The sequence below is a fragment of the Tumebacillus amylolyticus genome (assembly GCF_016722965.1).
Classification (GTDB): Bacteria; Bacillota; Bacilli; order Tumebacillales; family Tumebacillaceae; genus Tumebacillus; species Tumebacillus amylolyticus.
This window is the reverse complement of record NZ_JAEQNB010000002.1, coordinates 554246-565782: the sequence shown is the minus strand read 5'-3', so window position 1 is coordinate 565782 and position 11537 is coordinate 554246. Positions and strand designations below refer to the sequence as shown.

The following is an 11537-nucleotide window of genomic DNA, read 5'->3' as shown; positions in this document are numbered from 1 at the left end:
CCTCATGAATCGATATAAAGCCCTCACCACTCTCATTCTTCCCGCACTGCTCGCGACTTTCGCATCAACTCCAACCCAAACCACCTACGCCCAAACTCCGACCTTCACCGACATCTCCGACTCCTACGCCTCCACTGAAATCCAAGCCCTCGCAGCCCAAGGCGTCATCGGGGGCTATGGCGATGGCACCTTCCACCCAACCAGCACGATGACCCGCGACGAGTTCGCCTCGATCCTCGCCCATGCGATGCAGCTAAAAACGGACACCGCCGCATCCGCACGTTTCACCGACGTCGAACCTTGGGCGCGTCCTTACGTCGGAGCTCTCGTCAACGCCGGCATCACTTCCGGTACAAGCACGACCACCTACGGAGCCCGAGACCCGATCTCCCGCGAGCAACTCGCCGTGTTTTTCCTGCGGGCGATGCAAAGCGCTTCCCAAGCCCAGACTCTGAACTTGCACGGCACTTTCGACGACCGGGACATCATCTCGGAGTACGCCCGACCCTTCGTCGGACTCACACAACGCATCGGCTTCATCCAAGGCGCGACCGACACCCAAGGTCTGCTCAAATTCGATCCCCAAGGCAACGCCGAACGCCAAGCCGTCGCCCGCTTGTCCTACGAATTCGTTCTCCACCAAGCGGCGTATCAAAACAAAATCGCATCCTTCACCAACACCGCAGCCCTGCTCGACAGCACCGTGCAAGTCATGGAGAACCTCCAATCTGCGAACATCGCCTACACCCGCATTCGATTTGGCAACGACCAAGAACGCGCCACGATCCAATGGACCAAAAACCCGTTCACCGTCCACATGCTTGGCACACACCAAGGCGTGGACGCCTCCAACCAACCGACTTCCGAAACGATCGAATCCTACGCAGCCAACGGCTATCTCTACCAACCGCGTTCTGCCAACGGGCAAGTCACATGGAGCAAACGCGCCTATACCCAGAGCACTCTCGGTCCTTACGAAAGCGTCGTCCCGCACGGTATGCTCAAAGCCAGCATGACGCACGACCTGGCACCGTTCCTAACCGCCCAAGAGGATGCCACCACGTACACGCTGACAGGCTCCCTCACCGGTCGGGACTACCAAATTCTCTTCCTGCTCCCCGAGGACTGGTCGCACCCCGCACCGGGTCCGATGACCTACCGCCTCGTCATCGACAAAGCCACCAAGCACCTCACCGCCATGCGCATCGAGCAAACGGACCCCAGCCATTTTCTCTCCGACTACGCGTTCCAAGACTTCAACAACGTCCCCCCGGTCACCGTCCCGCAAGAAATCCTCGACAACGCATAAGCTCTAGAAAAAAAGTCCCTCTCTGCCGCAGCAGGGAGGGACTTTTTTCGCGAACGTCGTGATTTCGCAAACTCTCACTTCTTCACAAACTCCCGCACCAACTGCGCAAACTCTTGCGGTTTCTCCATCGGGCCCATGTGGGCGGTGCCTTCCACAAACACTTGCTTCGCATGCGGCACACGCTCGACCAACAAGTTGCTGATCTCCTCAAAATCGGGCCAGTCCAGATCGCCGTAGATGGTCAACAGCGGCACTTGAATCTCTTCCAACCGCGTAATCGGCAGTGGCTCCAACACGCGAATCATCGAGAAGTCCCGCTCCAATCCGTTTGCATGCACCCGGATCTCCCGCAAGCGCTCGCGAATTTCACCGCCGACACGACCCGGCTCTGCATTCGGCCCGTCGAGCAACGTCTCGATGTCGCGTTGCAGGAGTTTTTCTTGCTCGCCCGCTTGGGCAAGTTCGAACAGCATCTTGCTCGTTTCCTGAATCGACTCCGAGCGCGGCGCCCCCATCATAGCGCCATACGCATGCACCAGACCGAGCACACGCTCCGGATACGCACAAGCCACCTCCAATTGTATTGCACCGCCCATCGAATGCCCGACCAAGTACGCTTGCTCAATCCCGAGATCATCGAGCAAACTCGCAATGTCCGCATACGGGGAGTACGGTTCCGTCGAAGCCGGAGACTGCCCGAACCCGCGCAGATCAAAACGAATCACCTGAAACTCCTGCGCCAAGTCTTCAAAAATCCCGTCCCACATCCGCGTATCCAAATTCCACCCGTGAATCAACACAATCGGAGTTCCGACCCCGAGTCGCTCGTAGTACATCCCGCTCGTCTTGGCAAATCCTTTTTCCAACGTCGTCATTTCGAGTCCTCCTTCAAGTAACTTCCATTTTCTGACTTCATTATCGCACTTTTCTTCTGAAAGTTCCAATCATTTGCATGGACATCCTTCGTGATCTGGCTCCGTAACTTTGGAAAAAATTGACGGATGATCTAAAGTCCATTATAATGATTGAAAATTTATGTTTGCTCAATTTGAGGGGGCCTAAGTCTATGGTAATACGCCGCACCTGTCTCTCGTCCACAATTGAATAGAACACAGGAGGAGTATGACTATGGAACCCTTTTTGAAACCGTACCACCTGAACTTGATCCGCTCGCAGGTCAATTTGTTGATCGGAGCGTTTTACTTCGCCGGAGATTACCGGGTCGTGGATGCCTCAAGGGAGAGTGCCTTGCATACGCTGTACAGCGAAATCCATTGCACGACTCCTGAACAGCGGGAACTGTTGACCGACGCAGGCAAGGTGCGGGACAAGGACGAACTCAAGCAGTATCTCGCACGCCTCGAACCCTACGTCATCCCGTTCCCGACGATCACGGGGTCTGAGATTCGCAAGCTGTTCCCCAAGGTAAAAAAGCTCGTCCTCCCCGACTTGGACGCGCTTGATTTCTCCAAGTTGACCTACCTCGGATGGCGCGACATCGCCACGCAGTCGTTGTATGTGGTCTACCGGATGAACGGCAAATGGATCGGGGCAGAGTGCAGCTATGTGATGGGTCCGAAAAATCGCGCCTACCAATGCACGTGGTGCCAACGCCCGCACGGTGGAGACGGGGTCGCCTTGGTCACCAAGCAGATCAAAAACCGCCAAATCCAAGACGGCTATAAAGTCATCGGCAACCACATCTGTCTGGACAGCTCCCGATGCAACGCGACGATGACCGACCCGGCCGAGTTTGAGAAATTTATCACCACAATGAAGTAGAGAATGAGGGGGTAAGGGGCATGGCGATGTTGCAACCCAAGTTGCAGAGCGTTGCGCTGAAAAGCCCGTCCACGGGAAAAAACATCGTGACGATGTTGCTCGGGACGTGGCTGATCGGCGGCGTGTTCGTCGATGGATTCGCGCACAACCACGGGGTTGTGGAGACGTTTTTCACTCCGTGGCATGCGATTTTGTATTCCGGATTTGTCGCGACGGCGGCGTGGATTTTATGGATGATCGCCCAGATCAAACGCAAGAACGGCGTTTCGTGGGCGCAAGCGGTGCCTCGCGGGTACGGGCTCGGTGTGATCGGAATCTTCGTGTTCCTGCTCGGCGGGCTCGGGGATATGGCGTGGCACGAGATCTTCGGCATTGAAAAGGACGTCGCCGCGCTGCTCAGCCCGACGCACTTGATTCTCTTGGCGGGGGCGCTCTTGATCTTGACTTCCCCGTTTCGCGTAGGCTGGACCGACAGCGCGATGACCGCCCCGACGTGGCGGGAGTTTCTGCCGGTGCTGCTCTCGACGGTGCTGACGGTCTCGACGATCTGTTTCTTCCTTATGTATGCGTGGATGTTCCGTCAGAACATCCCGGCGGAGGGCAATGTGCAGTATTTTGCCACGCACTTTGCCGGTGCGAACTTCTACCGCTTGCAGGAGCTGAACAACAAGTACGGATTGGTCACGATCTTGCTCGACACGATCGTGCTCGTCGCTCCGATGTTTTTGCTGATGAGTCGTTGGAAGACTCCGTTTGGCACCTATGCGTTTCTGTTCGGCTTCGTCGGTCTGATCATGGGCGTGCTGGACGGTTTCATGGATTGGGTCGTCATTCCGGTCATTCTCGTTGCAGGCTTGCTGGCTGACGTGTTGCTCAAAACGTTGAACCCAAGCCCGGAGCGGATGTGGGGTTACCGCGTCATCGCCTTGGCCGTGCCGCTGACTCTGTGGGGCGTGTACTATGCAGGCATGGCGGTGTTGGACGGAATCGGCTGGGCTCCTGAACTGTGGGCGGGTTCTGTTGTGGAAGCGATGCTCGTATCTCTGGGCGTCTCGTTGCTCGCGTTGCCGCCGCGCCGTGGGGACTGATCTCATGCGTTGGATGAAGCGAGCAGCCCTGGTGGCGCTGGGAGTTGCCGCTGTCGGGATGTCAGGTTGCTCCTCAAGGGCGATGGACAATTTTGACCTGCATCCCGCAGACCACGGATTGGTTCACGCGCTGCAATCGGCCGGGCAAGGAGAGACCAAATCGGACGGATACAGCTTCAAGGTGTTGTCGATGCAACCGTTGACGTTGCAGATTCTCGACGCAAACGGGAGTCCTGTACAGAACTTTACGGAAGACATGACGATGCTCTTGCACTTGATCGTGGTTTCTCGCGACCTCTCGTCGTTTGCGCATCTGCACCCGGACTACCAAGGGAACGGCGTGTTCACGATCTCGCATGAGTTCCCGTTTGGCGGCGAGTTTCAACTGATCGCCGAGTTCGTGCCGGAGGGCAAGGACATCGCCGTTGCCAAGCATTGGGTCACGGTGGAGGGCGCAACGCATCAGGCACAGCCCGTTTTGCCCGATGAAAAGTTCACGAAGACGCTCGATGGTGTGGAAGTCACCCTGACGACCACGCCGGACATTCCCGAGCTGAAGTCGGGGCAGATGGCGATGTTGAATTTTCACCTCGCCGATCCCACGACGCATAAGCCTGTGAAACTCGACAAATACTTGGGCACGTTCGGACACGGCGTGATCTTGAACAGCGAGGGCAACCGCTACTTGCACGTCCACGCGATGGACGGCGTAGGTTCGGGCTCGGATGTGATGTTCCACACCGAATTCCCGGCTCCGGGGCTCTACAAAGTTTGGGGCCAGTTCCAAGTGGGAGATGAAGTGATCGCGGCACCGTTTACCGTGAACGTTCAATAAGTAGGGAAGAGAACCAAAGTCGGCGATGTTGCTGACTTTGGTTTTTTTCGTATTTTATTGAAAATAATATAGGTATGAGGAGGGAAAATCTTGGAACAAAAACGAGGAATTATACAAGCGCTCACCCGCGTCCAACTTCTATTGATTGCCCTCATTATGCTGCTTGGATTGATATTGCGAGTGGTCATGATCCTCCATCATCCGGATCGGCCGATTACCATTTATGATGATATGTACTACATCAAAAGCGCACAGCGGCTTTTGGAGGCCGGAATTTTTACGTTTGGGTTTGACGTCAACTTGCCAACGGTGTTCATTCCGCCGGTCTTTCCCTTGTATCTGGCGGGGGTCTTTGCAGTGTTTGGTTCGGGGGAAGTTGGACTGACGGTGGCGCAGTATTCCTTTGCTGTGATCGGGACTTTGGCGATTGGGATGACGGCGCTCTTGGGCGCAGTGATCAAGAGACCGTATGCGGGGATCGTCGGGGCGTTGATATACGCGGTGTACCCGCCTACGATCTTGTCGAGCATCGTGTTTTTGACGGAGTCGATGTTTACGTTGGGGATGTTGGCTTTTTTCGTGGTGCTCATCCGGGCGATTCAAACGCACAGGACCTCGCTTTTTATCTGGGCGGGGGTTCTGCTGGGGATTACGACGTTGACGAGACCTACGATTGCTCTCGTGCCCGCCGTAGTCGGGCTGTATCTCTGGTTTCGGGCGGATTACGGGTTTAAAAAAGCGTTTCGGGTCGGCGTACTTCTCGTGGCGACGTTGTTCCTCGTCCTGTCGCCGTGGATCATTCGCAACTACGTTGATTTCCATCAATTCATCCCGCTCACCAAGGCCAGCGGGAATCCATTTCTCACCGGAACGTATCTCAATCACGATGTATGGTCAGGTGGACATGACCCGCAGTTCAAGGACCTGCCCGTCGGGTGGAAGCGGGTTCCGGGAGATCAGATTGCGACGAACGACTTGCTGATGGAGATGGGGAAACAGCGTCTGCAAGCGGAGTTCTCCAAACATCCCAAGGAGATGTTGCAGTGGTACACCATCGGGAAGTTCCGCGCGTTTTGGTCGCGGCCGTTTGATTGGCGAGAGACGTTGGTGGGGGACTTCCAGGTGCTGATTCCGATACATAAGTATTTGGTCGTGTTTGGAGCGCTCGGGATGTTCGTTTCGGTTTTGAGGAAGCAGGAATTTGTGTGGTTGTTGGTGCTGTTTTTCGCGTATTTTACGGGAGTGCATATGGTGTATGTGACGCTGCCGAGGTACGCATTGCCGTTGCTCCCGATCCTTTTCTTGTTCGTCGGGATGCTCTTGCCGGAAAGAAACCGTGTCGTCGAGTGACGGCACGGTTTCTTTTTGCCTATGTTGTAGAGGGGGAGGAGGAGGGCGGACGTGAACGAGGTGGAGCGGAAGTTGCGCAAGTTGGAAGCTCGCTTGATGGCGGAGGTCGGGCCGATGCGTCGGGCTTATGAGATGGAAGATGATGAGAAGGCGCGGATCATCATGTTCATGGAGAGGTATTTTGAAGCAAACACGGGAACGTATCGGGACCAGTCGATTCGGCAGTATATTTTGTATCGGTTGAGTTTTCCGTATCAGTTTGGATGATTCGCGTATGTTGTCACAAAACGCAACGCTTCCTCGTCTTGAGTGTAAACTCACAGACGCAAGGGGGCGTTTTTTATGGAACGATGGGATGTAGTGGTCATTGGCGGCGGGCTTTCCGGTTTGACGGCGGCTGTCTATTTGGCGAAACAAGGGCTTCGGACGTTGGTTTTGGAGCAGAGTTCGCGGTGGGGAGGGCGTGGCGCGACGGATGAGAGGGAAGGGAGCCTGTTCAACATCGGCCCGCATGCGCTTTCGAACCAGGGACAGGGACGCAAGATTCTGCAAGAGCTCGGCCTCGATCCCGACGCAGGCGAAGTGGTGCTCGGAGGCCGACTCGTTACGCAGAGCGGGGTTCATGGGCTGCCTGTATCCGCTTTGGAATTGTTGAAGACCACCGCTTTCTCATTTCGAGAAAAAATCGAGTTGGCTCGCGTGATGGGCAAGGTTTCAAAGGCCGTGCCGGAAGCGAGTATGCAGTTGACCTTGGCGGAGTGGGTTGAGCAAAACGCACGCCATGAGAACGTGCGAAAGTTCCTGTACGCTTTGTTCAGGCTCGGGAGCTATTCGAACGCGCCGACCCGAGTCAGTGCGGGGGTTTGCCTACGCCAGTTTCAAGTGGGCGGGGGCGGGGTGCGATATCTGCATGGAGGGTGGCAAGCGATGGTGGATTCTCTCGCTGACAAGGCAAGATCGGCAGGAGCTGTCCTGCGCACGGAGCAGAAGGTCATCGCCATCTCCGGCACCCATCCTGAGATGAAAGTCGTGCTCGCGGACGGTAGGGAGATTGCAACTCAACACATCGTGGCGGCGATCAACCCGCAAGTTGCCCATCAACTCACCGGAGCTGTGCCCAACTCGCATCTCGCGAAGGTTTGCAAACGGTTGATTCCGGTACTGGGGGCAGCGCTCGACGTCTCGTTGCGCCGATTGCCCGACCCGAACACCGACTTTGCGCTCCATCTCGACCGTCCGTACTACTACTCCAACCACTCCAGCGTCGCTCGATTGACTCGCGATGACCGCCATGTGGTCTTGCATCTTTTTAAATATCTGAGTCCGGACGACACCCCGGACGCAGCTCGCGATCGGGCGGAACTGGAGGGATTTCTCGACTTGCTCCAACCGGGGTGGAAAAATGAAGTGATCACATCCCGCTTTCTCCCACGGATCGCAGTCACCTATGGGCTTCAAACGGTGGAACGAGTGGGTTCCCATGAGCCGGAAAACGTCGTGCCAGACATCCCCGGTCTCTTTCTCGCGGGGGATTGGACCGTCTGTGATGCGATGCTCGCCGACGCCGCATTTGTCAGCGGCAAAGAAACTGCCCAGCGCATCCTCTCCGTTGCTATACTATAGAAGAAGATCACCTCGGAGGGAGTGAGCCCACATCGACACGCAAGACCTTTACACCGAATACAGGCCGTTGCTTTTTTCGCTGGCCTACCGATTGCTCGGCACCGTCATGGACGCAGAAGACATGGTGCAAGAGACGTTTGTCGCGTATGCCGGCTTGGGGGAAGCGCAGGAAATTCACAACCAACGCGCCTACCTCTGCAAGATGCTGACCAACAGGTGTCTCGATTTTTTGCGATCCGCCAAACACCGTCGGGAAGTCTACGTCGGCCCGTGGTTGCCGGAGCCGGTCGTCTGGCGAGAGGACCGGGGAGACCACGATCCGATGCGAGAACTGCTCTGCCGCGACGATTTGACGATGGCGTACTTGTTGATGATGGAAACGCTCACTCCGACGGAGCGTGCGGTGTTCGTTTTGCGAGAAGCGTATCAGTACGAGTATGCGGAGATCGCGAACCTCGTGGGCAAGTCGGAAACGAACTGTCGCAAAATTCATTCTCGCGTGAAACAAAAGCTTCACCCGGAGGTTGCTGACCGCCATGTTGAGTACGCGAAGGATCAGGCGGTGCTCAATCGCTTTGTGACAGCTTTCACCACGGGGGATACGGGGACGTTGATGGAACTGCTTTCTGATGATGTGACTTTGCTTTCCGATGGGGGTGGAAAAGCAGTGGCGGCGATCCATCCGATCGTCTCTTCGGCCCGCGTGCTTGTGTTTCTGCAAGGGATCGTCCGGAATGCTCCGTCGGGAAGTGCGATTGACCCGGTTACGATCAACGGGCAACCGGGGCTTTTGTTTAAAGCTGGGGATGAAGTGGTGGGGACGTTCTCGTTTGATCGCGAAGGGGAGCGGATTGGGAGGATTTTTATGGTTAGGAACCCGGATAAGTTGGCGCGGATAGGATCTTGAGGGAATGGGGGATTCCTGATCAGATGACCAGACGGATTTCATTGGAATAGGATCATCGGGTCTTTTGGATTTAGAGCGGTGAGCCTTATCACAAATAGGGAAACGGTAGTGTTGAGAAGTTGTCGCAGCTTGTGGTAAAATAAATTCACAAGAAATGCATATAATAAAAAGTGACCGCAGGTGCTAGTAACACCTACGGTCGTTGCACAACTGATACCCATCAAGGGTGTCGGCTCAATGTTCGCTAGAAATAGATCTCCTAGGCCGTCCAAGCTCAAGGGAGGTCTATTTCTTTTTTAGTAGGTTGAGTATGGTCAGGATTACAGTCAATAATCCGAAAATGATCGCAGCTACAAGCGTACCAAATGCAATCATAAAAGTCAGAATCTGAAATTCCGTCATACCGATCTCACCCCCTTTCGTGAGGGGATGAGCCGACCGCCCTTGAGGAGCTTATTCAATTGTACTGATAGTATTCTATCATAGGAGAATCCAAAGAGGAACGCCTGTTCTTTAGATCGAGATAAAAACTTTACCGTCAGTCAAAATTTTGTGTTTGCTATTGCCACGGTGAGCCGTATCATAAGTGAGTGTGAAATACGAGGGGAAGTAAAGACCTCGCCAACATCTAGTTCCTGTTGGCTGAGGTCTTTTTGTGTTTGGGTTATTTTTCGTAGAACTTCAATATTGAGCTGATCAGGAACGGGATTGATAGTAAGATTCTTGAAAAAGGTTCAACTACTTCTGCCTACGACCATACTTCAGTCTGTGACATAGAATCATCGTGATAACGACAAAAACGATTTCGAAGATTCCAAACCCATAAACCCAAGGTTCGTACATCGTTTCACTTCCTTCTGTTGAAGATTCAGTCACGTTAATGTATTCACATGTGTTTGACTAAGTAATTAATAAATATATTCTGGAAGTTATTATTCTGTTATAATTGTCAGAAACTGTAACACTTCTTGGGAGGACTTCTCAAATGGGAACTGAAGTGAAGAATAGTGTCGGGGAAAAGATCAGAAGATTTCGTGAGGAACGGGGATTGAGCCAAAAGGAACTTGCTGACAAGGCAGATGTTTCGCCGTCCACGATTAGCAAGGCTGAAGGCGGTATCTTTACCCCTTCCCCCGATAAGCTGCAACGGGTCAGTGACGCGCTGGGTATCCCGTTCCAAGAACTGATTGAAGCTACTGCTGAGTTAGAAGTCCGTACCCTAGTGGTAATTGTCAAAATCTTTGTGGAGCGGAAGGAATACTTCATGCGTTAAAACACATAACTGCCCTAGAAAAACGTGGCGATTTGCTGGAACATCAGAAGCAAGAAGTGTCCTTATACAAAGCTGAATCATATATGAGGACAAGCAGAGCAGAAGAAGCCATTCGTATTCTCTCTGATCTACGTGAAAGCCTCGAATCAGCCCAAGAGGACGAACACCTAGTTGCTGACGTATTCAACCGATTAGGTAACGCCTACTTCCTTGCCTCTAACATGACCCATGCTCATGCACACTATCTGAGAGCACAACAGATAGCGTTGACGTTCGCTGTCTTTGATGAACTCGCGGCGAAAATATCCTACAACCTTGGAATGGTGTGCAGTTGGCTCAAAAAGCCGTCGGAAGCTACGGAGCACCTTGAAAAAGCAGAATGGTACTTCCGTGAGATTGCAGACAACATCAGATTAGCCGATACTCTTTTTAGGCAAGGGCAATGTTATCGCGATCTGAACAAATTGGAACTTGCTGAGAGGTATTTGAACGAATCCTTTGCCATATACAAATCACATAACCTTCTCGTACTGGCACAACATGTACGTTACAACCTTGCAAGCTCAGTTACTTCGGTGAAGGAATTTTCTCTCGCGGTGGAACAGCTCCTAGAGTGCATCGACAACTTCAAGTTATTACAAAGTTTTAATATGGTTATCTATTCGAATGTGAGAATTGCAGAGATACACTTGGAGAACGGTCGCTACAAAGAGGCAGAGCAATTTCTAGTAGAAGCACAACATGTGTTGAGTTCGGTCGAGCTGCCTGAGTATGACCACAATAACGTCTATGCTTTCTACTACAGAGTGTTGGCAAGATCATTGTACGCAAAAGGTAAATTCTCAGAAGCAATTGAAATGTCTTTTAATTCATCGGAACGCTACGGTAAAATAGGGGTAAAGAGAGACGAAGCTGATGCATTAGAGATTGCGGTTGACTCCTACTTGAAACTCGGAGATTCCGATGCGGCTATTCAGCTTTCAAGGCGCATCAGCGACCTGCTACGGTACTCTCTCGACTTATTTGCCAACCCGGAGGTGTAATGATGAAAAAACTCGTAAAGATCATGATTTGTGCGACTCTTGTTGGCTCTGTTCTCTGGACGGCAACATCGTCCAAACAACAAAATGCTGACTACACGGGACCCGGCCCTATGAGCATTGCGTACCCCATTCACTAGTTTCACTCGTCTGTACAAACGTACTTTTTCGACTCCCCTAGCATACGCTAGGGTTTTTCTTGTTGTAAGACTTCGTGAATACCTTTGATTATTTTGTCATGCAATTCATAATTTATTATTGTGTGCTTTCCCCTTAATATGACGGTATAAGAGGTTGACGGTAGGACATTAGATACCTTTGCAAATGAGG

11 protein-coding genes are annotated in these 11537 nt (G+C 53.1%); 10 read left to right on the top strand and 1 reads right to left on the bottom strand.

Going from position 1 to position 11537, the window contains the following annotated elements; genetic code table 11:
* Nucleotides 1–4: 4 nt before the first annotated feature.
* Nucleotides 5–1309 carry an S-layer homology domain-containing protein gene (locus JJB07_RS09730; protein WP_201634260.1) on the top strand — a complete coding sequence of 435 codons (1305 nt, stop codon included), beginning with the start codon at nucleotides 5–7 and terminating at the stop codon, nucleotides 1307–1309.
* Between the two features lie 74 nt (nucleotides 1310–1383).
* Here the strand turns inward: JJB07_RS09730 and JJB07_RS09725 are convergent, their stop codons facing one another.
* Nucleotides 1384–2184, bottom strand: a complete 801-nt coding sequence (locus tag JJB07_RS09725) for an alpha/beta fold hydrolase (protein ID WP_201634257.1) — start codon at nucleotides 2182–2184, stop codon at nucleotides 1384–1386.
* 253 nt (nucleotides 2185–2437) lie between these two features.
* Between JJB07_RS09725 and JJB07_RS09720 the strand changes: the two genes are divergently transcribed.
* The 9 genes from JJB07_RS09720 (at nucleotide 2438) to JJB07_RS09680 (ending at nucleotide 11210) form a co-directional block, all read left to right on the top strand.
* Entirely contained in the window at nucleotides 2438–3091 is a 654-nt protein-coding gene (locus tag JJB07_RS09720) for a FusB/FusC family EF-G-binding protein (RefSeq protein ID WP_201634254.1), read from the top strand.
* Nucleotides 3092–3111: 20 nt separating this feature from the next.
* Nucleotides 3112–4179: a hypothetical protein gene (locus JJB07_RS09715; protein ID WP_201634251.1), complete on the top strand. Its 1068-nt coding sequence runs from the start codon at nucleotides 3112–3114 to the stop codon at nucleotides 4177–4179.
* A 4-nt stretch (nucleotides 4180–4183) separates the two neighbouring features.
* A complete protein-coding gene (locus JJB07_RS09710) occupies nucleotides 4184–5014 on the top strand; it encodes a hypothetical protein (protein WP_201634248.1) in 831 nt (276 codons plus the stop codon).
* A 90-nt stretch (nucleotides 5015–5104) separates the two neighbouring features.
* Complete coding sequence (locus tag JJB07_RS09705; protein ID WP_201634245.1) at nucleotides 5105–6364, top strand: ArnT family glycosyltransferase; 1260 nt, start codon at nucleotides 5105–5107, stop codon at nucleotides 6362–6364.
* Between the two features lie 51 nt (nucleotides 6365–6415).
* Complete coding sequence (locus JJB07_RS09700; protein ID WP_201634242.1) at nucleotides 6416–6631, top strand: hypothetical protein; 216 nt, start codon at nucleotides 6416–6418, stop codon at nucleotides 6629–6631.
* Nucleotides 6632–6706: 75 nt separating this feature from the next.
* Nucleotides 6707–7987: a phytoene desaturase family protein gene (locus tag JJB07_RS09695; RefSeq protein WP_201634239.1), complete on the top strand. Its 1281-nt coding sequence runs from the start codon at nucleotides 6707–6709 to the stop codon at nucleotides 7985–7987.
* A gap of 31 nt (nucleotides 7988–8018) precedes the next feature.
* Entirely contained in the window at nucleotides 8019–8894 is an 876-nt protein-coding gene (locus JJB07_RS09690; protein WP_347338336.1) for an RNA polymerase sigma-70 factor, read from the top strand.
* A gap of 985 nt (nucleotides 8895–9879) precedes the next feature.
* Nucleotides 9880–10167, top strand: a complete 288-nt coding sequence (locus JJB07_RS09685) for a helix-turn-helix domain-containing protein (protein ID WP_201634234.1) — start codon at nucleotides 9880–9882, stop codon at nucleotides 10165–10167.
* A gap of 32 nt (nucleotides 10168–10199) precedes the next feature.
* Nucleotides 10200–11210: a tetratricopeptide repeat protein gene (locus tag JJB07_RS09680; protein WP_201634232.1), complete on the top strand. Its 1011-nt coding sequence runs from the start codon at nucleotides 10200–10202 to the stop codon at nucleotides 11208–11210.
* Nucleotides 11211–11537: the final 327 nt, after the last annotated feature.